Source organism: Streptomyces sp. NPDC048185 (genome assembly GCF_043202495.1).
GTDB lineage: Bacteria > Actinomycetota > Actinomycetes > Streptomycetales > Streptomycetaceae > Streptomyces.
In genome coordinates, this window is the sequence record NZ_JBIDAN010000004.1 from 233,618 (window position 1) to 256,112 (window position 22,495).

Below are 22,495 nucleotides of genomic sequence, written 5' to 3' on the forward strand. Positions count from 1 at the left end.
TTCCAGGAGTCCCTGTCCCTGTACCTCTGGAGCGCCCCCATGGCGACGATCCCGACCGCCCTCGCCGGCCGCCACTTCCTCAAGGAGACCGACTTCACCGCGGACGAGTTCCGCGGCCTGGTCGAGCTGGCCGCGGAGCTGAAGGCCGCCAAGAAGGCCGGGAGCGAGACACCGTACCTGCGGGGCAGGAACATCGCGCTGATCTTCGAGAAGACCTCCACGCGCACCCGCTGCGCCTTCGAGGTCGCCGCCGCCGACCAGGGCGCCTCGACCACGTACCTGGACCCGTCGGGCTCGCAGATCGGCCACAAGGAGTCGGTCAAGGACACCGCCCGCGTGCTCGGGCGGATGTTCGACGGCATCGAGTACCGCGGCGACAGCCAGCAGAAGGTCGAGGAGCTGGCCGCCCGGGCCGGGGTGCCCGTCTACAACGGCCTGACGGACGACTGGCACCCCACCCAGATGCTCGCCGACGTGCTCACCATGACCGAGCACAGCACCAAGCCCCTGTCGGAGATCTCCTTCGCCTACCTCGGCGACGCCCGCTTCAACATGGGCAACTCCTACCTGGTCACCGGTGCCCTGCTCGGCATGGACGTGCGCATCGTCGCCCCGAAGGCCTACTGGCCCGCCCAGGAGGTCGTCGAGGAGGCCCGCAAGCTCGCCGAGGAGAGCGGGGCGCGCGTCACGCTCACCGAGACCGTGGACGAGGGCGTGCGCGGCGCCGACTTCGTCGTCACGGACGTCTGGGTCTCCATGGGCGAGCCCAAGGAGGTCTGGGCCGAGCGGATCGCCGCGCTGTCCCCGTACGCGGTGACCATGGACGTCCTGCGCGCCACCGGCAACCCGGACGTGAAGTTCCTGCACTGCCTGCCGGCCTTCCACGACCTGGGCACCAAGGTCGGCCAGGAGGTCTTCGAGGCCCACGGTCTCGACTCCCTCGAGGTCACGGACGAGGTCTTCGAGTCCGCGCACTCGATCGTCTTCGACGAGGCGGAGAACCGTCTGCACACCATCAAGGCCGTCCTGGTCGCCACCCTCGCCTGAGCACCACCGATAAGCTGACCGGCGGCCCGGAGCCACCCCTTCCGCGCCGCCGACCGCGACCACCGTCGCGCCCCGCACCACCAGAAACGAGCACCACCCGCCATGCCTGCTCACCGCATCAAGTCGCCCCGACTCCTCGTCGCCGAATCCGGCGCCGACCGCGAAGGCCACGGCCTGAAGCGCACCATGGGGCTGTTCCAGCTCGTCTGCTTCGGCGTCGGAGCCATCGTCGGCACCGGCATCTTCGTCGGCCTGTCCGACTCGGTCGCCGAGGCCGGCCCGGCCGTCGTCGTCTCCTTCGTGCTCGCCGCGATCACCTGCGTCTTCACCGCGTTCGCGTTCGCCGAGCTGGGCGGCGCGATCCCCGTCTCCGGCTCCTCGTACTCCTTCGCGTACGCGGGACTCGGCGAGCGCACCGCCTTCCTGGTCGGCTGGTGCCTCCTGCTGGAGTACGGCGTGTCCGTCTCCGCGGTCGCGGTCGGCTGGAGCCAGTACGTCAACGAGCTGCTGGACAGCGTCATCGGCCTCACGCTGCCGCACGCGCTCTCCGCCGGCCCCGGCGACGGCGGTCTGATCAACCTCCCCGCGGTGATCGTCATCGCCCTGGCCTGCGTGCTGCTGGTGCGGGGCGTGCGCGAGAGCGCCCGGGCCACCGCGGCGATGGCCGTCCTCAAGCTCGCCGTCCTCGTCGCCTTCTGCGCCATCGGCTTCTCCGCCTTCAAGGACGGCAACCTCACCCCGTTCTCACCGGCCGGCCTCGGCGGCATCGGCGCCGGCACCACGGCCGCCTTCTTCTCGTACATCGGCTTCGACGCCATCACCACCGCCGGTGAGGAGGCCAAGAACCCGCGCCGGGACATCCCCGTCGCGATCCTGGTCTGCATCGGCCTGGTCACCCTGCTGTACTGCGCGGTCGCCGTCGCCGCGATCGGCGCCGTCGGCGGCGACACGGTCGGCGACCGGCCCGCCGCGCTGTCCTACGTCGTCGACGAGGTCACCGGGTCCACGATCGGCGGCGGCATCGTCGCCTTCGGCGCGGTCGTGGCCATCGCCTCGGTGGTGCTCGCCGTGATGTACGGCCAGACCCGGATCCTGCTGTCCATGTCCCGCGACGGACTCGTCCCGCCGGTGTTCGAGAAGGTCTCGCCGCGCACGGCCACGCCCGTCGCCGGCACCCTGATCGTCGGCGTGGTCTTCGCGCTCCCGGCCGCCTTCGCCCCGCTGGACGCGGTGGTCAACCTGTGCACCATCGGCACCCTGGCCACGATGGCCGCCGTCAACGTCGCGGTGATCGCCCTGCGTCGCCGCGAGCCGGACCTCACCCGCACCTTCCGCGTCCCGCTGTACCCGGTGACACCGCTGCTCGGCGTCGGCTTCTGCCTCTACCTGATCTACGAGACGGGCGCGACGACCTGGCTCCAGTTCGCCGTGTTCCTGGCGGTGGGCCTGCTGGTCTACTCGGCCTACGGGCGCCGGCACTCCCGGCTCGCCCGGGCCGCGCTCACCGCGGAGGACGCCGCTGAGCGGGTACCCCAGGAAGCCTGAACCAGACCGCCTTGCCGGAGTCGGTGGGGCGGTGGCCGCAGGACGAGCTCAGGGCGCGGATCAGCAGCAGACCGCGCCCGTGCTCCTGCCAGGGGTCGGGGGGCTCCGTGTCCGGGCGCGTGAGGTCGCCCGGCGGCCGCGGGTCGCCGTCGTGCACCTCGACCTGGCAGCCGGTCGGCAGCAGCTCCACCACCAGCTCTATCGGCGCTCCGCCGGAGGTGTGCTCGACGGCGTTGGCGACCAGCTCGGCCGTCAGCAGCTCCGCGGTGTCGCTGTCGGCCGTGTGCTCCAGTTCGGCCAGCGCCGTGCGCACCAGGGCACGGGCCACCGGCACGGCCGCGGTGGTGTGCGGCAGCGCGATGCGCCAGAGGGCGGGGGCAGAAGGTCGATCGTGCACGGCGAGTCCGTTCCGGAGCAGGCGGTCCTGTCCTGCTTTCAACGTTATGAATGGTACGGCGCCGCCCGGCAGGGCCCTTCGACGGGCACCGCGCGGGACCTTCGGCCCCGGTAGCGGACGGCCTACCCGGCTCAACGTCCTCCCTCGCCCCGGTGCTCCCGTTGTTACCGGGCCATCGTCGTGCCGTGACAGACGTGACGGAAGGCGATCGTCCGCATCCCCGCCCCCACACGGCCTATCGCGTACTCGTGACGACGGTCACAGATGAGTGATAACTTCGAGGCGTAGCGCTCAGTGATGCCGTGCCCGTCCCAGGAGGCCGCCCGTCATGAGTCCCTTCACCGGCTCCGCCGCCCGCACCTCCGACTGGCGGCACCTGCGCGTCGGTCTCACCGACGGTGTCGCCACCGTCACCCTGGCCCGTCCCGACAAGCTCAACGCGCTCACCTTCGAGGCCTACGCCGACCTGCGCGACCTGCTCGCCGAGCTGTCCCGGGAGCGGTCCGTGCGGGCCCTGGTGCTCGCCGGCGAGGGGCGCGGCTTCTGCTCCGGCGGCGACGTCGACGAGATCATCGGCGCCACCCTGTCCATGGACACCGCCCAGCTCCTGGACTTCAACCGGATGACCGGCCAGGTGGTGCGGGCCGTGCGGGAGTGCCCGTTCCCCGTGATCGCCGCGCTGCACGGCGTCGCGGCCGGGGCGGGCGCCGTCCTCGCCCTCGCCGCCGACTTCCGCGTCGCCGACCCCAGCACCCGCTTCGCCTTCCTCTTCACCCGCGTCGGCCTGTCCGGCGGCGACATGGGCGCCGCCTACCTGCTGCCCCGGGTCGTCGGCCTCGGCCACGCCACCCGCCTGCTGATGCTCGGCGAACCGGTGCGGGCGCCGGAGGCCGAGCGGATCGGCCTGATCAGCGAGCTCACCGACGAGGGCCACGCCGACGAGGCCGCACGGGCCCTCGCCCAGCGCCTCGCCGACGGCCCGGCCCTCGCGCACGCCCAGACCAAGGCGCTGCTGACGGCCGAGCTGGACATGCCCCTGGCGGCGGCGGTGGAGCTGGACGCCTCCACCCAGGCCCTCCTGATGAACGGCGAGGACTACGCGGAGTTCCACGCCGCCTTCACGGAGAAGCGCCCCCCGAAGTGGCGAGGGAGGTAGGGCATGCGTGCGACCGAGGGGAGTGTCCCGGCCTCAGGGGCGCGGGGCGGTGACGATCAGCGGCTCCGCCGCGGGGCGCGCCCAGCCACAACGGCGCCGCTCCCGCCCGCGGACACGAGCCACCCCCTACGCGCGGCGATCATCGGCGGAGGCCCCGGCGGCCTCTACACCGCCGCCCTCCTCAAGCGCCTCGCCCCGGACCGCGAGGTCACCGTCTGGGAACGCAACGCCCCCGACGACACCTTCGGCTTCGGCGTCGTCCTCTCCGACGAGACCCTCGGCGGCATCGAACACGCCGACCCGGAGGTCTACGCGGCCCTGAAGCAGGACTTCGTCCGCTGGGACGACATCGACATCGTCCACCGAGGCACCCGCCAGACCTCCGGAGGCCACCGCTTCGCCGCCCTCGGCCGCCGCCGCCTCCTGGGGATCCTGCACGCCCGCTGCCGCGACCTCGGCGTGGACCTCCGCTTCCGCACCGAGGCACCGCACCCGGACCGGCTGGCGCGGACCCACGACCTCGTCGTCGCCGCCGACGGCGTGCACAGCACCACCCGGGACGCCTACGCGGAGGTGTTCCGCCCGCACATCACCGCCCACCGCTGCCGCTACATCTGGCTGGCCGCCGACTTCGCCCTCGACGCCTTCCGCTTCGAGATCGCCGAGACCCCGCACGGCGTGATGCAGCTGCACGGCTACCCCTACGCGCCCGACGCGTCCACCGTCATCGTCGAGATGCGCGAGGAGGTGTGGCGGGCGGCCGGCTTCGCCGGGCTGGGCGAGCGGGAATCCGCAGGCCGCTGCGCCGAAATCTTCGCCGACGCCCTCGGCGGCCGGCCGCTCAGGTCCAACAGGTCGGCGTGGACCACCTTCCGCACGGTCGTCAACGAACGCTGGTCGCACGGCAACGTCGTCCTCCTCGGCGACGCCGCCCACACGGCCCACTTCTCCATCGGCTCCGGCACCAAGCTGGCCGTCGAGGACGCCCTCGCGCTCGCCGCCTGCCTGGACGAGCAGCCCTCGCTCAAGGAGGCCCTGGCCGCCTACGAGGAGGAGCGGCGCCCCGTCGTCGCCTCCACCCAGCGGGCGGCCCGCGCCAGCCTGGAGTGGTTCGAGGACCTCGCCCGGTACGTGGACGAGCCGCCCCGCCGGTTCGCCTTCAGCCTGCTCACCCGCAGCCGCCGCGTCACCCACGACAACCTGCGGCTGCGGGACCCCCGCTTCACCGAGTCCGTCGAGCGCGAGTTCGGCTGCCCGCCCGGCACGCCCCCGATGTTCACCCCGTTCCGGCTGCGCGGCCTGACCCTGCGCAACCGCGTCGTCGTCTCCCCGATGGACATGTACTCCGCCACCGACGGCGTCCCCGGCGACTTCCACCTGGTCCACCTGGGCGCCAGGGCGCTGGGCGGCGCGGGGCTGGTGATGACGGAGATGGTGTGCGTCAGTCCCGAGGGCCGGATCACCCCCGGCTGCGCCGGCCTGTACACCGGGCGGCAGGCCGAGGCGTGGCGGCGGATCACCGACTTCGCGCACGCCCAGGCACCCGGCACCGCGATCGGCGTGCAGCTCGGGCACAGCGGACGCAAGGGCTCGACCCGGCTGATGTGGGAGGGCATGGACGAGCCCCTCCCGGAGGGCAACTGGCCGCTGGTGGCCCCGTCCCCGCTGCCGTACCGGCCGGACGGCCAGATCCCCCGCGAGCTGTCCCGGGCGCAGCTGACGGACGTGCGCGAGCAGTTCACGTCCGCCGCCGCCCGGGCCGCGCGCGCCGGGTTCGACCTGCTCGAACTGCACTGCGCCCACGGCTACCTGCTCTCCGGCTTCCTCTCCCCGCTCACCAACCGCCGCACCGACGTCTACGGCGGCACCCTGGAGAAGCGGCTCCGCTTCCCGCTGGAGGTCTTCGACGCCGTACGCGGCGTGTGGCCCGGGGAACGGCCCATGACCGTGCGGATCTCCGCGACCGACTGGGCCGAGGGCGGCACGAGCGCCGACGAGGCCGTGGAGATCGCCCGCGCCTTCGCCGCACACGGCGCCGACGCCGTCGACGTGTCCACGGGCCAGGTCGTGGCCGAGGAACGGCCGGAGTTCGGACGGTCGTACCAGACCCCCTTCGCGGACCGCATCCGGCACGAGGCGGGCGTCCCCGTGATCGCCGTCGGCGCGATCTCCTCCTGGGACGACGTCAACTCGCTGATCCTGGCCGGTCGCACCGACCTGTGCGCCCTCGCCCGCCCCCACCTCTACGATCCGCACTGGACGCTGCACGCGGCGGCCGAGCAGGGCTACACGGGTCCGGGCGCCGTCTGGCCGGCGCCGTACCGGGCGGGCAGCCGCCGCCCGCAGACCGGACGCACCGACGCCCCCAAACCCCGGCTCGCGCTGCGGGACTGAGCCCGCTCAGGACGCGTAGTCCCAGGCCGCGCACATCGCGCGCAGCGGCGCGGGGATCCGGTCCGCCGCGGGCAGCGGACGGCCCGGCTGCACCGTGCCGGTGCGGATGTTGTCGCGCCAGTCGCCGAGGCCCCTGACCAGTTCGGCGTCGCTCTTCTCGCCGTAGTGCAGCATGGCGGGTGCGTAGTCGAGGCCGAGGAACGCGCACAGGCGGCGCATCTCCCGTTCGGGGGAGGTGGTGATGTCCTCGTAGCGCACGGTGAAGCCGTCGGCGTCGGCGGTGCGGGCCTCCTCGACGGCCGTCAGGTAGGGCAGCACGTCCCCGACGGCCTTGTCGTAGGGCCGCTTGACCGGGTCGCTCTCGTGCCAGGACCGGGCGATCGACTCGGGGTGGCGCAGCAGGAACACGAACCGGGCGTCGGGCCAGCAGTCCTTCAGGCGCTGGTGCATGTAGACGTTGGCCGGCGTCTTCTCGACGACGAAGTCCTTGCCGGACCTGACCAGTTCACGGTGCAGGACACGGTCCCACAGCAGGTGCTCCAGGTCGCCGCGCTCCAGGCCGAGGGCGCCCATCGCCCGCTGGGAGAACCAGTTGGTGCACGTCACCTCCATCCGTCCGAGGTGCAGCTCGTGCGGGGCGTGCAGGCGCGGGTGGGCGCCCAGCATCATGCGCAGCAGGGTCGAGCCGGACCGGATGGACGAGATGATGAAGACCGGTTGCCGCAGCAGCCGTTCGGACTCCAGCTCCTCGCCCGACGGACATCGGTACGGGGCGGCCCCGCGCTTCGCGGGCCGCGGTGCGGGCGTCGTCGCCGTGGGCCGGGGAGCTCTCCGCACCTGGAGGCCGGTGGTGACGGTGAGGGCCCGGTTCAAGCTACGCGTGAGACTCATGGGCCGGACGCTAGGCAAGAAACCTGAGAAGAGGGTCGGAGAGGGCTGAGGGTTCCCTTATGGCAGGTGAATGTGACGCGGATCTCCCCGGTGGCTCAGGCCGGTTCCTGGGCCGCGAAGGCGGCTCCGGCGTCCCGGAGCCGCTCGTGCAACGCCCGGAAGACGGCCGCCGAGCGGGTGCCCGGCCAGTCGGCGGGCAGCAGCCGGTCCGGGAGGCCCGGGTCGGCGTAGGGGAGGTGGCGCCAGGTGTCGAGGGCCAGGAGGTAGTCCCGGTACGCCTCTTCGGGCGGGGTGTCCGGACGGCGCTGCCAGTCGTGCAGCACGCGTGCGTGGCGGTCGAGGAACGCCTCGTGCGCCTCGGCGATCGCGGTCAGGTCCCACCACCGCGCCACCGCCTCGGCGGTGGGCGAGAAACCCAGGTGCTCCCCGCGGAAGAAGTCCACGTAGCCGTCCAGGTCGAGGCGGCCCAGCGTGTGCCGGGACTCCTCGTACAGCCGCGCCGGGGCGATCCACACCCCGGGGGCGGCGGTGCCGAAGCCCAGCGCGGCCAGGCGGGAGCGCAGCACATGGCGCTTCTGCCGCTCCGACTCGGGCACCGAGAACACGGCGAGCACCCAGCCCTCGTCGGCGTAGGGCGCCGCGGCGTAGATGCGCCGGTCCCCGTCCTCAAGCAACTGCCTTGCTCCGTCGGACAGTTCGTAACCGGCCGCGCCCCGTGCCGTCCGGGCGGGCAGCAGCAGCCCGCGCCGCTTCAGCCGTGACACCGACGAACGGACGGAAGGGGCGTCCACCCCCACCGCGGCCAGCAGCCGGATCAGCTCGGCGACGGGCACCGGGCCCGGAGCGAAGCGGCCGTACGCGCCGTAGAGCGTGACGATCAGGGACCTCGGGGTGGGCTGCGGGTGCTGGTCGGACACGTCGATCATCTTAGGTCGTCGGCATCAGCCCAGGTCACCCCGGGTGTCGGGGGAGGCCAGGAGCCGGTATCGCTGGAGCTTGCCGGTCGCCGTGCGCGGCAGCGCGTCCCGGAAGTGGATCTCGCGCGGGCACTTGTACGGCGCCAGCTCGGACTTGAGGTACGTCCGCAGGGCCTCCGCGTCCCGCTCGGCGCCGTCCCTCAGCACCGCGTGGGCCACCACGACCTGCCCGCGCGCCGCGTCGGGCCGGCCCACCACCGCCGCCTCCACCACGTCCGGATGCCGCAGCAGCGCGTCCTCCACCTCGGGCCCGGCGATGTTGTACCCGGCGGAGATGATCATGTCGTCGGCGCGTGCGACGTAGCGGAAGTACCCGTCGGGCTCGCGGACATAGGTGTCCCCGGTGATGTTCCAGCCGTCGCGCACGTACTCCCGCTGCCGCGGGTCGGCGAGGTAACGGCAGCCGACCGGACCGCGCACCGCCAGCAGGCCCGGCACCCCGTCCGGGACGGGCACGCCGTTCTCGTCCTGCACGCGCGCGACCCACCCCGGCACCGGGACGCCCGTGGTGCCGGGACGGATGTCGTCGTCGGCCGCCGAGACGAAGATGTGCAGCAGTTCGGTGGCGCCGATGCCGTTGATGATGCGCAGGCCGGTGCGTTCGTGCCAGGAGTGCCAGGTGGCCGCCGGCAGGTTCTCGCCCGCCGAGACGCAGCGCCGCAGGCACGTCACGTCGTACGCGTCCAGCTCGTCCAGCATCGCCCGGTAGGCCGTCGGCGCGGTGAACAGCACCGACACCCGGTGTTCGGCGACCGCGGGCAGCAGTTGCCGCGGGCCGGCCTGTTCGAGCAGCAGCGCGCTCGCCCCGGCCCGCATCGGGAAGATCACCAGCCCGCCGAGTCCGAAGGTGAAGCCGAGCGGCGGACTGCCCGCGAAGAGGTCGTCCGCGCGCGGCCGCAGCACGTGCCGGGAGAAGGTGTCGGCGATCGCGAGCACGTCCCGGTGGAAGTGCATGCAGCCCTTGGGCCGTCCGGTGGTGCCCGAGGTGAAGGCGATCAGCGCCACGTCGTCGGCGGCGGTCGCCACCGCCGGGAACGGGGTGTCCGGCGTGGAGCCGGCCTCCGCACGGGTCAGCAGGTCGTCGGGCGCGTCCCCGCCGAACGCCGCGATCCGCAGCCCCGGGATCTCCGCCTTGGCGAGGTCGTCCACGGCGCGGACGTCGCACAGGGCGTGCCGCACGCGGGCGATCTCGCAGATCGCGCGCAGCTCGTGCGCGCGCTGCTGCGCCAGCACGGTGACCGCCACCGCGCCCGCCTTGAGCACCGCCAGCCAGCAGGCGGCCAGCCACGGGGTGGTGGGGCCGCGCAGCAGCACCCGGTTGCCGGGCACGACACCGAGGTCGCCGGTGAGCAGGTGCGCGAGCCGGTCGACGCGGGCCCGAAGCTGTCCGTACGTCCAGCCGTCCCCGGACGCCGTGCGGAAGACCGGGCGGTCGTCGGGCGGGCCGGTGAGGAGCTCGGCGGCGCAGTTCAGACGGTCCGGGTAGTGCAGCTCCGGCAGGTCGAAGCGCAGCTCGGGCCACTGGCCGGGGGGTGGCAGACGGTCGCGCGCGAACGTGTCGACATGGGCCGAGCGGTGTGGTCCGGCGCGGTGCGGATCTGCGGCGTGCGGATCTGCCATGGCGGTTCGCCCCCTGTGTCGTGGTGGGCTCGCGCATCGAGCGTATCGTGTTGGTGACGGCAGTCAACGGGGCGCGATAACCTCGGGTGTGGCACGGCGGGCAGGGGAGCAGGGGAAGGGACCGGCGATGACCGCATTCTCGCTCGAACCGGAACAACTCGCCTGGTGCGAGCGGCTGCGCACCCTCGCCGCGCAGCGGCTGCGCCCGTTGGCCGGCAAAGGGACACCGGGCCACGTCAACCGTCCCCTCGTCGCCGAACTCGGCGCCCTCGGCCTGCTGCCCCGCCTGTTCACCTCCGGCGCGCTCGACCTGTGCCTGATGCGCGAGTCCCTCGCCTACGCCTGCACGGAGGCCGAGACCGCGCTCGCTCTGCAGGGCCTCGGCGCCCACCCGGTGCACGCCTACGGCACCGAGGCCCAGCGCGCCCGCTGGCTGCCCCGGGTGAGCGACGGCACCGCGGTGGCCGCCTTCGCCCTGAGCGAGCCCGCGGCCGGCTCGGACGCGGCGGCCCTGACGCTGAGGGCGGAACCGGCGGAACCGGCGGAACCGGCGGGAGCGGCGGAACCGGCGGGAGCGCGGGACGCGACGGAGGAGGCCGGGCCGGCGGGGGCGTGGGACGGGAGCGGGGACGCGTCACGGGACGCGGCGGGCCGGGCCGGGGCTGCCGTGACGCGTGGAGCGGCCGGCGCCGGCGAGGCCGCGGGGGCACAGGGCGTCTCCGTGCGGGGCGGCGGCTCGCCCAGCGGCGGCCGGCCGGCCGGCCCCGGCACCGCGCCGGTCGCGGAACCCGACGGACGGTCCGCGTGGCGGCTCACCGGGGAGAAGTGCTGGATCTCCAACGCCCCCGAGGCCGACTTCTACACCGTCTTCGCCCGCACCACCCCCGGCGCCGGAGCCCGCGGCGTCACCGCCTTCCTCGTGCCGGCCGACCGGCCCGGCCTCACCGGCACCCCCCTCGACATGCTCTCGCCGCACCCCATCGGCGCCCTCGCCTTCGACGCCGTGCCCGTGACCGCCGCCGACGTGCTCGGCGAGCCGGACCGCGGCTTCCGCGTCGCCATGGGCACCCTCAACCTGTTCCGCCCCAGCGTCGGCGCCTTCGCCGTCGGCATGGCCCGCGCCGCCCTGGACGCCACCCTTGAACACACCCGCGCCCGCGACGCCTTCGGCGGCAAGCTCCGCGACCTCCAGACCGTGTCCCACCAGGTCGCCGAGATGGCCCTGCGCACCGAGGCGGCCCGCCTCATGGTGTACGCGGCGGCGACGGCGTACGACGAGAACGCGCCGGACGTGCCGGGCCGTGCCGCGATGGCCAAGCTCCTCGCCACCGAGACCGCCCAGTACGTCGTCGACCAGGCCGTCCAGCTGCACGGCGCCCGCGCCCTGCAACGCGGCCACCTCCTCGAACACCTCTACCGCGAGGTCCGCGCCCCCCGCGTCTACGAGGGCGCGAGCGAGGTGCAGCGCGACATCATCGCCAAGGAGCTGTACCGCACACCGGACACGACCGCGGAGGCCGGCGCATGACCGCCGAACGTGTGAACCCGTCCGAGCTCTCCCCGCCCACCGGCTTCTCCCACGCCGTCGTCGCCACCGGCACCCGCGTCGTCTTCCTGGCCGGCCAGACCGCGCTGGACACCGACGGGAAGATCACCGGCGACAGCCTCCCCGAGCAGTTCGAGAAGGCCCTCGGCAACCTCCTCACCGCCCTGCGCGCCGCCGGCGGCACCCCCGCCGACCTCGCCCGCGTCACCGTCTACGCCACCGACGTCGCCGACTACCGCCGCCACGCCGCCGGCCTCGGCCGTACCTGGCGCCGTCTCGCCGGGCGCGACTACCCGGCGATGGCCGTCGTGGAGGTCGTACGCCTGTGGGACGAGCGGGCGCTGGTGGAACTGGACGGATTCGCCGTACTGCCGTGAGTGCCGCGCCCGCCCTAGAGTTCGGGTATGCCGGACATCGAACTGAGCGCGGGAACCGTCGAGTACGAGGACACCGGCGGCGAGGGGCCGGTCGTCGTCCTCCTCCACGGCCTGGTCCACGATTCCACCGTCTGGCGCAAGGTCACCGACGGCCTGCGCGCCGACCACCGGGTGATCGCGCCGACCCTGCCCTACGGCTCGCACCGCCGGCCCCTGTCCCGCCCGCCGACCCCGGACCTCGTCAACGAGCTGATCGCCGAGTTCCTCGACCGCCTCGACCTGACCGACGTCACCCTCGTCGAGAGCGACTGCGGCCGGGCCCAGACGGTGGCGGCCCGGCACCCCGAGCGCCTCGCCCGGCTGGTGCTGATCTCGTGCGAGGCCTTCGACAACTATCCGCCGGGACTGCCCGGCAAGTTGATCGGCCTCGCCTGCCGCGTGCCCGGCGGCGTGCCCCTGCTGGTCCGCACGCTGGGCCTCAGGCTCCTGCGCCGCCTGCCCGTCGGGATCGGCGCGCTCACCAAGCGCCCCGTACCCGACACGATCGTCGAGGGCTGGCTGCGCCCCCTGCGCACCGACCCGGCGATCCGCCGCGACTTCCGGCACTACAACACCCACGTGCGGCGCGGCGAACTGCTGGAGGCCGCCCGGGGACTGCGGCGCTTCGACCGGCCCGCGCTCGTCGTCTGGGCCCTCGAAGACCTGATGATGCCCCGCGACCACGGCCGCCGCCTCGCCGAACTCCTCCCGCAGGGACGGCTGGTGGAGGTCGAGGACACCCGCACGCTCATCGCCGAGGACCAGCCGGAACTCCTCGCCTCCCTGCTGCGGGAGTTCGTCGCCGGGAAGCCCTGAGGGCCACGCCCGGGGCGATCAGGCGGCCGTCGCCGGCCGCTCGGCGGGCATCCGGTGCGGCACGACGGCACGGCCGTCGGGCAGCAGCTCGCCGGTGTCGTCGAAGACGATGCCGCCGTCGCACAGCAGGGTCCACCCCTGCTCGGGACGGGCGGCGACGACGTGCGCGGCGGGGGAGTCGGCTGCGGGGCAGGAAGGCCGGTGGGAACACATGGCGCACCTCCACGTCGTGAGGGCCGTCCCGCCGGTGGGACCGCCCGTCAGGACCGACCGTGCGCCCCGCCGGCGGCCGGCGCCAAGGGGCTGCGGCCAAGCGTGACAACACCCGGACAACACGGCGACGGTTCCACGACGGCCGGCGCGGACTCGCCACCGAAGGGGTGAGGATCACCCTCTTCCGGTTGACCGCCGGGTACGAGTGGAACCCCTCATTCCGACCAACCCGGAGGTCTCCCATGTCCCTACGCCTCGCCGCCCTCGCCGCGGCCGCCGGCGCCGCCCTGATCGTGCCGGCCGCCGCCACCGCCACCGCTAAGGCCGACACCGCCGAGACGGTGACCGTCGACGCCACCGGCCGCATCGCCGCGGACGGCACCATCACCCTGTCCGGCACCTACCGCTGCGTCCCCGGCACCGGTCCGGTGTTCGTCAGCTCCTCGGTGAGCCAGAACGACGACTCCGTCTCGTACGGCATCGGCGGCACCCGCGCGGTGTGCGACGGCAGCCTGCACCGCTGGTCCAACACCGGCACGACGGTGCGCACCCTGCGGACCGGCCCGGCCCACGTCGAGGCCACCCTGATGGAGATGCGGCCGGCCGGCATCCTCGTGCTGCCGTACTTCCACGCCGTGCACGAGCGGGACGTCAAGCTGGCCAAGGCCTGAGGCCGCGGCCGGTGGCGGGGAGGAGCCGTCGCCCGTGCGGGGCTCCCGCGACGGGCGACGGCTCCTCCTGGCCCCGGGTGTTCAGTCGCCGATCACGACTCCGAGCGCCTGCTCCAGACCGTGCGCGCCCGCGTCGGTCAGGAGCACCACGCGCGGGCTCGGCCCCCACCGCACCCAGTCGAGCGCGAACAGCCGTGCGGTGAGGACGGCGCCCAGCCCTCCGGCCAGGTGGTGCTGGTGCTCGCTCCAGTCGACGCAGTAGCGGATCGCGGGCCGGCGCGGCGGCAGCCGGTCCGCGTCGACGCCGAGCCCGGCGAGCGTCGCCCGGCCGGTGCGGGTGAGCGCGTACCGGACGTCGTGGCCGTAGGACGACGGCCGGTCGCGCACGGCCTCGTCCGGCCGGTGGACGCCGTCGTGGCCGGTGAGTACGCCGCGTTCCAGCAGGCCGCGCATCAGGGCCACACCGAGCCGGCCGGCGAGATGGTCGTAGCAGGAGCGGGCCCGGTGCAGGGCGTTGGTGCGGTTGCTCTGCTTGAGGGAGGTGAGGGCCAGCGGGGGCGCGATCAGGGCGAGACACTCCATGGCGGCACTCACGTCCGGGCCGGTGAGCCGGTAGAGGCGGTGCCGGCCCTGCCGCTGGACCGTGAGGAGCCCGCCCTCGACGAGCTTGGCCAGGTGCACGCTGGCGGTCGCGGCGCCGATGCCGGCCTCACCGGCCAGGACGCTCGCGGGCAGCGCCCGACCGTCGGCCAGGCACTTGAGGATGCGGGCGCGCGACGGGTCGGCGAGGAGAGCGGCGGCCCGCGCGATGTCGGGGTGGTGCTTGAGCGGGTCTCCCCGGTGCCCGGACGGCGCGGTGCCGGCGGTCGGGAGCGGGGCGGGACGGCTGGCGTTCGGCATGGACGCAGCCTAGAACAACGACACTTCGTCGGACGGCGAAGCATCCGGGGCCGATGCTCCTTCCATGACCACCACAGCGACTCCCACGGACGCCCGGGAGCAGTCCGGACGGGCTCCCGCGACACCCGGCCGCACGACGGGCACGACCGCCGCGACGGGCCGGACCGCCTCCCTCTCCCTGCCGCCGCTGATCGCGCTCAGCCTCGGCTACTTCCTGGTGATGCTGGACGTCACCGTCGTGAACGTCGCGATCCCCGACATCCGGACCTCGCTGGGCACGGGGCCCTCCGCGCTCCAGTGGGTCGTCGACGGGTACAGCACCGTCTTCGCCGCGCTGCTGCTCCTCGGCGGAGGTGTCGCCGACCGGTTCGGGCACCGCCGCGTGTTCCTCGCCGGCCTGGGACTGTTCACCGCCGCGTCCGTGGCCTGCGGCCTGGCCACCACCTCCGGACTGCTGATCGCGGGACGGCTCGCCCAGGGCGCGGGAGCGGCGCTGCTCGTGCCCGCCTCGCTCGCCCTGCTGAACGCCACGTTCCCCGACCGCGCGGTGCGGGCCCGGGCCATCGCGTTCTGGGGCGCCGTCGCGTCGGTCGCCTTCGGCGCCGGACCGGCCGTCGGCGGACTGCTCGTCTCGGGCTCGGACTGGCGTGCGGTGTTCTGGCTGAATCTGCCCTTCGGTCTGCTCGCCGTCCTGCTGACGCTGCGGCACATCCCCTCCGCCACGCCCCGTCCGGGCACGCGGAAGGCGGACCCCGTCGGCCAGCTGCTCGCCGTCGTCGGCCTCGTCGGAGTGGCCGGCGGCCTCAACGAGGCGGGCACGCACGGCTGGACGTCCCCCCTGGTGCTGTCCGGGTTCGGCATCGGCGCCGTGGCCCTGGCCGGCTTCGTCCTGACGGAACGCGCCTTGGAGACACGCTCGCTGCGGGGCGGCACCCGGCGTGCCCCGCTGCTGCGGCCGTCCATGTTCCGCAACCGCGCCTTCACCGCGACCACCGTGATCGGCATGCTGATCAGTCTCGGCTACTACGGCATGCTCTTCCTCGCCACGCTGTACTTCCAGCAGGAACGCCGGCTCGACGCCCTGGAGACCGGCCTGGCCCTGCTGCCCTCGGTGTGCATGGGCCTGGCGGCCGCCCCGTTGTTCAGCCGCATGACCTACCGCACCGGCCCGTACGTCCCGATGGCCGCCGGTCTCGTCCTCGGCACCGCCGGCTTCCTCGGCTGGCTGCTCGCCGGGCCCGGGACGCCGTATCCCGTCCTGCTCTTCGCGCTGATCGCCACCGGCCTCGGCCAGACCATGACTGCCCTGGCGGCCGTCGCCGCCGTCGTCGAAGCCGCTCCGGCCGCCGACACCGCCGTCGCCACCGCCGTCTTCAACGTGTCGCGCCAGGTCGGCAGCGCCGTGGGCGTGGCCCTCTTCGGCACCTTCACCGCCACGGCGCACGACTTCTTCACCGGCCTGCGCCTGTCGGCGGGCATCGCGGCGGCCGCCTTCGCCGCCGGTGCCCTGCTCACCGTCCCGCTCCTGCGCCGAGCCCGCCGGGCGACCGGCTGACGGGGACGCGACGAGGGTCGCGGCTGAACTCGATCTCGAATCCGGCCAGTTGTGGCCGAGGGCGAGTACAGAACGCCGATCTAGCGCCGGGCCGGCCTGTACGATCATCACCGCACAAAGCATCCCGACCCAGACAGCACCGACGCGTCGTGGTGTTGCGCAGCGGCTGTCAGGCCTCCCGGTCACCGGTGCACCCGGCAACCCTTGTCTCCACAGAGCGGAGAGAACGTGAACATCGCCTTCGTCACGGTCACCATCATCGGTGCGGTCTTCAACGGAGCCGCCGCCGTCACCTACCTGATCGGCCACGAATACCCCAAGACCCAGGCGGACATGAAGGGGATCCCCCGGAAGTACGTGCCGGTCCTCGGGTCCTTGCTGGCGGCGGGCACCGTGGGACTGCTGGCCGGGCTCGCGGTGCCGCTGCTGGGAACGCTCGCCGCCTGTGGCCTCATCCTCTACTTCATCGGCGCGATCATCGCCCACCTGCGGGTGGGCTCCCGCGACATCGTGGGCGGAATCGTCTTCCTGATCACCGCCGTGGCCGTCCTCACCCTGGGCCTGCTCGACCACGGCGCCTGGTGATCCCCGGGGCCTACAGGCCGGCCTCGAGACGGCGGGAGAGCTCGACCCGGCGGGTCTTCAGCGTGGCGGTGCGCGGCAGTTCGGCCAGCGGGATCTGGACCGGCTCCGCCAGTTGCGGGTACGCGGCCGTGGCGGCGCGCCAGCGGTCCGGATCCAGAGGATCGTCACCGTGGGTGCAGACGACCGGGACCGCCCGGGAGCCGGGGCCCGGCACCACGACGACCTCGGCGAGCTCCGCCAGCTCGTCCAGGAGGACGTCCTCGATCTCCAGGTTGCTGCCCACCCCGGCGATCGCGTCGAACTCGCGGTCGAGCATGTGCAGGCAGCCCAGCGAGGTGCGGTAACCGACGTCCCCGGTGCGCCACCAGCCGTCGTGCAGGTTGGCGTCGTAGCGCTCCTGCTCGCCGTGGTACGTCTTCGCCAGCCCGTCCCAGCGCACCTCGATGAAGCCGGGGTTCTGCCGCGAGGGCCGCCTGCCGTCCCGGCTCACCAGCCGCACCCGGGCGCTGCCCGGCAGGGGGTAGCCCACGCAGCGGCCGTCCATCCGGTTCACGAACCGGCGGTAGTACGGCCGGCCGGCGGCGGGGCCGACCTCGCTCTGCCCGTAGATCTGGAAGAACTGCGCCCGCTGGTCGGAGGCGTGCAGCAGCCGGCGCACCGTCCTCGGGTGGATCGCGTCGAAGGTGCTGCTGAAGTACTTCACCGACGCGAACGGGCGGCGCGGGTCGTCGGCCAGGTCCTCCCACACCAGGAACGAGTTGGGCAGCGCCTCGATCAGCCAGGGCCGGCGCTCCGCGAAGAACGCGGCGACGGCCTCCGTGGTGCCGTCCCTCACCAGCAGCGCCGGCATCCCCTGGAGCAGACAGAGCGACATCGCCGCGAACGTCCGGGAGTGCCCGAAGGGAATGTGGATCGCGACGGTTCCCCGCTTGCGCATCAGCCCCAGCAGGAACAGCTGCGGGCGCAGCCGGGAGCGCATCGTCCGCGGCGTGTGCACGACCAGCTTGGGCAGTCCCGTGGTGCCGGAGGTGTGCGTGATCATGGCCGGTTCGTCCAGGCCGCGCAGCACCGGCCGCACCGGCACCGAGCCGTCCAGCCCGGCGAGCGCGACCGCGCCCGGCCCGGCGTCGCCCACGCCGATCACGCCCCGGGTCAGCTTCCCCAGGTCCACGCCGTCCTCGGTCAGGGAGCGGAGCCTGGGCCCGTCGGTGACCAGGTGCGGCCGCTCCAGCCGGGCCATCAGGGCGGCGATCGCCTCGGAGTCCAGGTGCTGCGAGAGCATGACCGGGACCGCGCCGATGCGCTCCACCGCCGTCGCCAGCAGCCAGAGGTCGAAGTTGGGGGCCTTGCAGATCACCACGTGTCCGCCGCGGCGCACTCCGGCGACGGCCAGCCGGTTCGCGATGTCCGCGACGTGAGCGGCGAGTTGGCGTACCGTCAGGCGCCGTCCGGCCTCAGGCAGCACGTCGAGGTCGTGGTCCAGGACGAGAGGCATGCCGCCCCGGACGCGCGCGGCCCTTTCCGGGACGACACCGAGGTAGAGGCCGCGCTTGTGCAGCGACGGGGGCACCGGCGCGCGGTCCGGCCGCCGGCTCAGCCTGTTCAGCAACGTACTTCCCATGAGGTCTCCCTGTGCGTCCTGCTGGTCCGTGGTTCCACCGAGTGAGGTGCGAATGCGTGCGGGTGCGGGTGCGGGTGCGGGTGCGCGGCAGCGGCGTCAGCGGTCGCGGTAGGCGACCATGTCGGCCAGTTCCTCCAGGCGGCGGCGCCAGTGGTGCGGCAGGCCGGCGTCCGACAGGGCCGCACGGGCGGCGGCGACCAGGGCGTCGATGCGCTCCTCGACGTCCGCGCGCACCCCGGAGGCGAGCAGGGCGGCACGGAGGCCGGCCGGGTCCCAGCCGGCGCGGCGGCCCGCCTCGACCAGCCCGGCGACCCGCGGATCCTTGGCCGCGGCCAGGGCGATGAGCAGGGTCATCTTGTGCTCTTCGAGGTCCAGACCGGTCGGCTTGCCGGTCACCGCCGCGTCGCCGAAGGCGTCGAGCAGGTCGTCCCGCAGCTGGAACGCCTCGCCGGCCGCGACCCCGTAGGCCTCGAACACCGCGTGCAGCCCGGGGCGTCCGGCGATGGCCGCGCCCAGGGCGAGCGGGCGGTGGATGGTGTAGCGGCCCGACTTGCAGACGGCGACCCAGCGGGCCAGGTCCGCGTCCGGTTCCATCTCGGCGGCCAGGGCGATGTCCAACTGCTGTCCGATGATCATCTCCGTGACCAGCTCGTGCCACACCCGCGCCGCCGCGCCGGTCAGCCCGGACGCGAGCCGGTTCGCGTAGCCGAGCGCCAGGTCCCCGGCGAGCAGGGCGACGGCCTCCCCGTACCGGCGTGACTCCCCGGCCCAGGCGCGCCGTGCGTGCAGGTCCGTGTACGCGGCGTGGACGGTCGGAGTGCCGCGCCGGGTGGGCGAGTTGTCCATGATGTCGTCGTGGATCAGCGCGAAGGCGTGCAGCAGCTCGAGCGCCGCGGCCGCGTCGACGACCGTGTCCTCGTCCGCGGCGGCCCCGCCGCCGGCCGCCAGGTAGCCGGTGACGCAGAACAGGGGCCGCAGCCGCTTGCCGCCCGCCGCGACCAGCTCCGCGACGGCCGTCACCGGCACCGCCACCCGCGGGTCCACGGCACTCCAGCGCGCCTCCTCGGCACTCAGCAGCTCCCCGATCCGCCGGTCGACGCGGTCCAGCAGCTTGCCGCAGGTCTCCTCGTCGGCGCCCACGGGCTCCGCCGCCTCCGTGCCGCCCGAGGCACCCCCTTCCTCCAGCTCCGGCGGCAGCCGGAACGCCACGTTCTCGACCGCCGTCACCTCCGTCTCGACGTCCCCGAAGCCCAGGTCCGCCAGTCGGCGCAGCGCCCGTTCCACCAGGGCCTCGGGCGCGCTCGCCCCCGCCGTGAGGCCCACGGTGGCGACGCCCTCCAGCCAGGCGGCGTCGAGCAGGTCCGGGTCGGGCAGCAGCCGGGCGTCGGTGCCCGCGGCCCGGGCGACCTCCACCAGACGTACCGAGTTGCTGGAGTTGGCCGAGCCGACGACCAGGACCAGGTCGCTGCGGCCCGCGATCGCCTTCACCGCGTTCTGCCGGTTCTGGCTGGCGTAGCAGATGTCGGCACTGCCCGGGCCGGTCAGTCCCGGGATCCGCTCCTCGAGGACGGCCACGATCTCGGCCGTGTCGTCCACCGACAGCGTGGTCTGGGTGAGGTACGCGGCGCTCGTGCCCGGCGCGAGGTCCAGTCGCCCGGCCTCCTGCACGCTGCCGACCACGACGGTGCGCTCCGGGGCCTCCCCGTACGTGCCCTCGATCTCCTCGTGGCCGGCGTGCCCGACGAGGATCAGCGTGTCCTTGTCCCGGGCGAACCGGACGGCCTCCTGGTGCACCTTGGCCACGAGCGGGCACGTCGCGTCGACGACCGTCAGCCCCCGCCGCCGGGCGTTGTCGCGGACCCGCGGGGAGACCCCGTGCGCGGAGAAGACGCACACGGCACCGGCCGGCACCTCCTCCTCCGAGTCGACGAAACGGGCGCCCTTGCCCTCCAGATCCCGCACGACGTGTTCGTTGTGCACGATCTGCTTGCGCACGTACACGGGTGCGCCGTGCAGTTGGAGCGCGCGTTCCACCGTCTCGATGGCCCGGTGCACGCCGGCGCAGGCTCCCCGGGGCTCGGCCAGCAGAACTCGTCGCGGGGCGGACGGCATGATTTCCCCCTCGGGATGGATGACGGAATTCCGTACGGATGCAGCCGTCCCGACGGTGATCGGCGGACCGCGAAATGCATCCTCGACGCCTTCCCTTGCCGGGGAATACGCGGCGGATTGGCCTCCGCTTGGCGGCAAGCGGACGCCAATCGCGGACCCAGTGGACCCCAAGTCGCCGCTGGCATTCTCGACCCGGAGGCCGGCGGCCCGCCCCCGGATTTCCCTCGCCATTTCCCTTACCCCTTTTCACCCGAGAGAGCGACACAGCATGAGCGGTCTCATCGTCCCGCCCGGTCAGGGCCGGAAACTCGTCACGAAAGCGCAGGACGTGACCTTCAAGGTCACGGCCGCGGACGGCTCCTCGTCCTCCGTGTTCGAGGTGGTCGTGCCGCCGGGCTTCGACGTCGGCGCGCACACCCACAGCCGTTCCCAGGAGTTCTTCTACGTCCTGGAAGGGGAGTTGGAGCTCTTCGCGTTCGAGCCCACCGAGCGGTCCGGGGACACCTGGCACGGCTGGGAGTCGCCGGACGGCGACCGCGCCGCCCGGGCCGTCACGGGCAGCTGCATGTTCGTGCCCCCCGGCACCCCGCACGCCTTCCGCAACGCCACGGACGCACCGGCCCGCATGCTCTTCCAGAGCTCTCCCTCGCCCGACCACGAGCGCTACTTCGAGGAGATCGTCGAGATCTTCGCCGCCGGCCGGACCGTGGACTCCGAGGCCGTGGAGCGGATGCGCAGGCGCTACGACGTCCAGCAGATCACTCCGCTCCGCTTCACCCCGCCCGCCCCCGCCCCGGCCGGACGGGCCGCGGCGTGACCAGCGACGACTCGACCGCCGACGCAGAACCGAGGGGTGACCTCCGATGACCGCGACGACCACGGACAGCATTCCGCTCGTGCACGCGAGCCTCGGCGACCAGGAACTCGCCGCCGTCGCCGAGGTGTTCGCCTCGGGCTGGCCGGCCGGCCAGGGACCGAGGGGCAAGGCGCTCGAGGCCCGGCTGAAGCAGCACTACGGCGTCGGTGACGCGGTCACGCTGAGCAACTGCGGGGCGGCGCTCCACCTGGCCATGCTGGCCCTCGGCGTAGAACCCGGCGACGAGGTGATCGTCGCCGACTACACCTTCCCCGCCCCGGCCCACGCCGTGCGCTACGTCGGCGCGACCCCCGTCTTCGCGGACGTGCGCCGCGACACCGGCACCGTCGACCCGCAGGCGGTGGCGGACCTGATCGGCCCGCGCACGGTGGGCGTGATCGCGGTGGACACCGTCGGACTGCCCGCCGACTACACCGAACTGATGGCCGTCGCCGACCGCCACGGCCTGTTCGTCGTCGAGGACGCCGCCTGCGCGGTCGGCGCCACCTACCAGGGCCGCCCGGCCGGCGCGCTGGCGCCGGTGGCCTGCCTGTCCTTCCACGGCCGCAAGGGCGCCAGCAGCGGTGAGGGCGGTGCACTGCTCGCCGCCGACCCGGTGATCGGCGCGGACGCCCGGCTGCGCTCGTCGTTCGGCATCGGCAGCATCTACGACCAGGCGCAGGTGGTCGGGCTGCCGATCCCCTCGTTCACCGACATCGGCTACAACTACAAGCTCTCCGACATCGCCGCCGCCATCCTCCAGGTGCAGCTGGCCCGGGTGGACGAACTCCTGGAGCGCCGCACCCGGATCGCGGCGTCGTACACGGAGCTGCTCGCCGACGAGGAACTGCTCACGGTGCCGCACGTGCCGGCGGACCGCACCCACGCCTGGCAGTCCTACCTGGTGACCCTCGACCCGCGCGTGGACCGCTCGGGGCTCGCCGCCACGCTGCGCGCCCAGGGCATCGGCTGCGGGCACGGCACCTGGGCCGGCCATCTGCAGCCGGTGTACGACACCGCGCAGCGCTGCCCCGTCTCGGCGGACCTCTTCCAGCGCAACCTGGCCATCCCCATGCACGCCGAACTCCGCCCGGACCAGGTGGAACGCGTCGTGGAGGTGCTGCGGGCCGAGCTGAGGAACAACCTGCGCCCGAGCTGACCCGGGCGCCGGACGGCC

The 22,495-nt window shown here is 73.6% G+C and carries 20 protein-coding genes; 12 read left to right on the forward strand and 8 right to left on the reverse strand.

Features of this window, described 5'->3' with window-relative positions:
• Positions 1-39: 39 nt before the first annotated feature.
• Both argF and ACGF3H_RS14645 read left to right on the forward strand, forming a co-directional pair.
• Positions 40-1,047, forward strand: a complete 1,008-nt coding sequence (gene argF, locus ACGF3H_RS14640; RefSeq protein WP_362499521.1) for an ornithine carbamoyltransferase — start codon at positions 40-42, stop codon at positions 1,045-1,047.
• Between the two features lie 102 nt (positions 1,048-1,149).
• Positions 1,150-2,592: an amino acid permease gene (locus ACGF3H_RS14645; RefSeq protein WP_362499520.1), complete on the forward strand. Its 1,443-nt coding sequence runs from the start codon at positions 1,150-1,152 to the stop codon at positions 2,590-2,592.
• On the opposite strand, the gene ACGF3H_RS14650 is transcribed toward ACGF3H_RS14645, so the two are convergent.
• Positions 2,549-2,989 carry an ATP-binding protein gene (locus ACGF3H_RS14650; protein ID WP_362499519.1) on the reverse strand — a complete coding sequence of 147 codons (441 nt, stop codon included), beginning with the start codon at positions 2,987-2,989 and terminating at the stop codon, positions 2,549-2,551. The genes ACGF3H_RS14645 and ACGF3H_RS14650 overlap by 44 nt on opposite strands.
• Before the next feature lie 328 nt (positions 2,990-3,317).
• Between ACGF3H_RS14650 and ACGF3H_RS14655 the strand changes: the two genes are divergently transcribed.
• Together ACGF3H_RS14655 and ACGF3H_RS14660 are read left to right on the forward strand one after the other, a co-directional pair.
• On the forward strand, positions 3,318-4,145 hold the full coding sequence (locus ACGF3H_RS14655; RefSeq protein WP_362499517.1) for an enoyl-CoA hydratase family protein: 828 nt from the start codon (positions 3,318-3,320) through the stop codon (positions 4,143-4,145).
• Between the two features lie 3 nt (positions 4,146-4,148).
• Positions 4,149-6,539 (forward strand): bifunctional salicylyl-CoA 5-hydroxylase/oxidoreductase, encoded by a 2,391-nt coding sequence (locus ACGF3H_RS14660; RefSeq protein WP_362499515.1) that lies wholly within the window; start codon positions 4,149-4,151, stop codon positions 6,537-6,539.
• 6 nt (positions 6,540-6,545) lie between these two features.
• Here ACGF3H_RS14660 and ACGF3H_RS14665 read toward each other — a convergent pair whose 3' ends face one another.
• From ACGF3H_RS14665 to ACGF3H_RS14675, 3 genes are all read right to left on the reverse strand, one after another.
• Positions 6,546-7,430, reverse strand: coding sequence for a sulfotransferase (locus tag ACGF3H_RS14665; protein ID WP_362499514.1), 885 nt, complete (start codon positions 7,428-7,430; stop codon positions 6,546-6,548).
• Between the two features lie 95 nt (positions 7,431-7,525).
• A complete protein-coding gene (locus ACGF3H_RS14670; RefSeq protein ID WP_362499512.1) occupies positions 7,526-8,356 on the reverse strand; it encodes a PaaX family transcriptional regulator C-terminal domain-containing protein in 831 nt (276 codons plus the stop codon).
• A 15-nt stretch (positions 8,357-8,371) separates the two neighbouring features.
• Complete coding sequence (locus ACGF3H_RS14675; protein WP_362499555.1) at positions 8,372-10,090, reverse strand: AMP-binding protein; 1,719 nt, start codon at positions 10,088-10,090, stop codon at positions 8,372-8,374.
• A 64-nt stretch (positions 10,091-10,154) separates the two neighbouring features.
• Between ACGF3H_RS14675 and ACGF3H_RS14680 the strand changes: the two genes are divergently transcribed.
• Genes ACGF3H_RS14680 through ACGF3H_RS14690 form a run of 3 tightly spaced genes read left to right on the forward strand, consistent with a single transcriptional unit; the run spans position 10,155 to position 12,805 of the window.
• Positions 10,155-11,555: an acyl-CoA dehydrogenase family protein gene (locus ACGF3H_RS14680; RefSeq protein WP_362499510.1), complete on the forward strand. Its 1,401-nt coding sequence runs from the start codon at positions 10,155-10,157 to the stop codon at positions 11,553-11,555.
• Positions 11,552-11,950 (forward strand): RidA family protein, encoded by a 399-nt coding sequence (locus ACGF3H_RS14685; RefSeq protein WP_362499508.1) that lies wholly within the window; start codon positions 11,552-11,554, stop codon positions 11,948-11,950. The genes ACGF3H_RS14680 and ACGF3H_RS14685 overlap by 4 nt, the downstream gene beginning before the upstream one ends.
• A gap of 27 nt (positions 11,951-11,977) precedes the next feature.
• Positions 11,978-12,805: an alpha/beta hydrolase gene (locus tag ACGF3H_RS14690; RefSeq protein ID WP_362499507.1), complete on the forward strand. Its 828-nt coding sequence runs from the start codon at positions 11,978-11,980 to the stop codon at positions 12,803-12,805.
• 18 nt (positions 12,806-12,823) lie between these two features.
• Here ACGF3H_RS14690 and ACGF3H_RS14695 read toward each other — a convergent pair whose 3' ends face one another.
• Positions 12,824-13,018: a DUF5999 family protein gene (locus ACGF3H_RS14695; protein ID WP_362499505.1), complete on the reverse strand. Its 195-nt coding sequence runs from the start codon at positions 13,016-13,018 to the stop codon at positions 12,824-12,826.
• A gap of 242 nt (positions 13,019-13,260) precedes the next feature.
• Here ACGF3H_RS14695 and ACGF3H_RS14700 point away from each other — a divergent pair, with 242 nt between their 5' ends.
• Positions 13,261-13,689: a DUF6299 family protein gene (locus ACGF3H_RS14700; RefSeq protein WP_362499503.1), complete on the forward strand. Its 429-nt coding sequence runs from the start codon at positions 13,261-13,263 to the stop codon at positions 13,687-13,689.
• A gap of 81 nt (positions 13,690-13,770) precedes the next feature.
• On the opposite strand, the gene ACGF3H_RS14705 is transcribed toward ACGF3H_RS14700, so the two are convergent.
• Positions 13,771-14,589: a helix-turn-helix transcriptional regulator gene (locus tag ACGF3H_RS14705; RefSeq protein WP_362499502.1), complete on the reverse strand. Its 819-nt coding sequence runs from the start codon at positions 14,587-14,589 to the stop codon at positions 13,771-13,773.
• A 64-nt stretch (positions 14,590-14,653) separates the two neighbouring features.
• Here ACGF3H_RS14705 and ACGF3H_RS14710 point away from each other — a divergent pair, with 64 nt between their 5' ends.
• On the forward strand, positions 14,654-16,144 hold the full coding sequence (locus ACGF3H_RS14710) for an MFS transporter (protein WP_362499500.1): 1,491 nt from the start codon (positions 14,654-14,656) through the stop codon (positions 16,142-16,144).
• A 228-nt stretch (positions 16,145-16,372) separates the two neighbouring features.
• Positions 16,373-16,729 (forward strand): DoxX family protein, encoded by a 357-nt coding sequence (locus ACGF3H_RS14715; RefSeq protein ID WP_362499498.1) that lies wholly within the window; start codon positions 16,373-16,375, stop codon positions 16,727-16,729.
• Between the two features lie 10 nt (positions 16,730-16,739).
• On the opposite strand, the gene ACGF3H_RS14720 is transcribed toward ACGF3H_RS14715, so the two are convergent.
• Positions 16,740-18,350 carry a class I adenylate-forming enzyme family protein gene (locus ACGF3H_RS14720; protein WP_362499496.1) on the reverse strand — a complete coding sequence of 537 codons (1,611 nt, stop codon included), beginning with the start codon at positions 18,348-18,350 and terminating at the stop codon, positions 16,740-16,742.
• 96 nt (positions 18,351-18,446) lie between these two features.
• Positions 18,447-20,462, reverse strand: coding sequence for a 4-hydroxy-3-methylbut-2-enyl diphosphate reductase (gene ispH / locus ACGF3H_RS14725; RefSeq protein ID WP_362499495.1), 2,016 nt, complete (start codon positions 20,460-20,462; stop codon positions 18,447-18,449).
• Positions 20,463-20,730: 268 nt separating this feature from the next.
• Between ispH and ACGF3H_RS14730 the strand changes: the two genes are divergently transcribed.
• Entirely contained in the window at positions 20,731-21,279 is a 549-nt protein-coding gene (locus ACGF3H_RS14730; protein ID WP_362499493.1) for a cupin domain-containing protein, read from the forward strand.
• Between the two features lie 46 nt (positions 21,280-21,325).
• Positions 21,326-22,477, forward strand: coding sequence for a DegT/DnrJ/EryC1/StrS family aminotransferase (locus tag ACGF3H_RS14735; RefSeq protein ID WP_362499492.1), 1,152 nt, complete (start codon positions 21,326-21,328; stop codon positions 22,475-22,477).
• Positions 22,478-22,495 lie beyond the last annotated feature (18 nt).

Coding starts and splice junctions, on each gene's coding strand:
- ispH (WP_362499495.1), bottom strand. CDS start 20,462: ATGCCGTCCGCCCCGCGACGAGTTCTGCTGGCCGAGCCCCGGGGAGCC.
- ACGF3H_RS14690 (WP_362499507.1), top strand. CDS start 11,978: ATGCCGGACATCGAACTGAGCGCGGGAACCGTCGAGTACGAGGACACC.
- ACGF3H_RS14695 (WP_362499505.1), bottom strand. CDS start 13,018: ATGTGTTCCCACCGGCCTTCCTGCCCCGCAGCCGACTCCCCCGCCGCG.
- ACGF3H_RS14670 (WP_362499512.1), bottom strand. CDS start 8,356: ATGATCGACGTGTCCGACCAGCACCCGCAGCCCACCCCGAGGTCCCTG.
- ACGF3H_RS14710 (WP_362499500.1), top strand. CDS start 14,654: ATGACCACCACAGCGACTCCCACGGACGCCCGGGAGCAGTCCGGACGG.
- argF (WP_362499521.1), top strand. CDS start 40: ATGGCGACGATCCCGACCGCCCTCGCCGGCCGCCACTTCCTCAAGGAG.
- ACGF3H_RS14645 (WP_362499520.1), top strand. CDS start 1,150: ATGCCTGCTCACCGCATCAAGTCGCCCCGACTCCTCGTCGCCGAATCC.
- ACGF3H_RS14705 (WP_362499502.1), bottom strand. CDS start 14,589: ATGCCGAACGCCAGCCGTCCCGCCCCGCTCCCGACCGCCGGCACCGCG.
- ACGF3H_RS14665 (WP_362499514.1), bottom strand. CDS start 7,430: ATGAGTCTCACGCGTAGCTTGAACCGGGCCCTCACCGTCACCACCGGC.
- ACGF3H_RS14685 (WP_362499508.1), top strand. CDS start 11,552: ATGACCGCCGAACGTGTGAACCCGTCCGAGCTCTCCCCGCCCACCGGC.
- ACGF3H_RS14680 (WP_362499510.1), top strand. CDS start 10,155: ATGACCGCATTCTCGCTCGAACCGGAACAACTCGCCTGGTGCGAGCGG.
- ACGF3H_RS14720 (WP_362499496.1), bottom strand. CDS start 18,350: ATGGGAAGTACGTTGCTGAACAGGCTGAGCCGGCGGCCGGACCGCGCG.
- ACGF3H_RS14700 (WP_362499503.1), top strand. CDS start 13,261: ATGTCCCTACGCCTCGCCGCCCTCGCCGCGGCCGCCGGCGCCGCCCTG.
- ACGF3H_RS14660 (WP_362499515.1), top strand. CDS start 4,149: ATGCGTGCGACCGAGGGGAGTGTCCCGGCCTCAGGGGCGCGGGGCGGT.
- ACGF3H_RS14735 (WP_362499492.1), top strand. CDS start 21,326: ATGACCGCGACGACCACGGACAGCATTCCGCTCGTGCACGCGAGCCTC.
- ACGF3H_RS14655 (WP_362499517.1), top strand. CDS start 3,318: ATGAGTCCCTTCACCGGCTCCGCCGCCCGCACCTCCGACTGGCGGCAC.
- ACGF3H_RS14730 (WP_362499493.1), top strand. CDS start 20,731: ATGAGCGGTCTCATCGTCCCGCCCGGTCAGGGCCGGAAACTCGTCACG.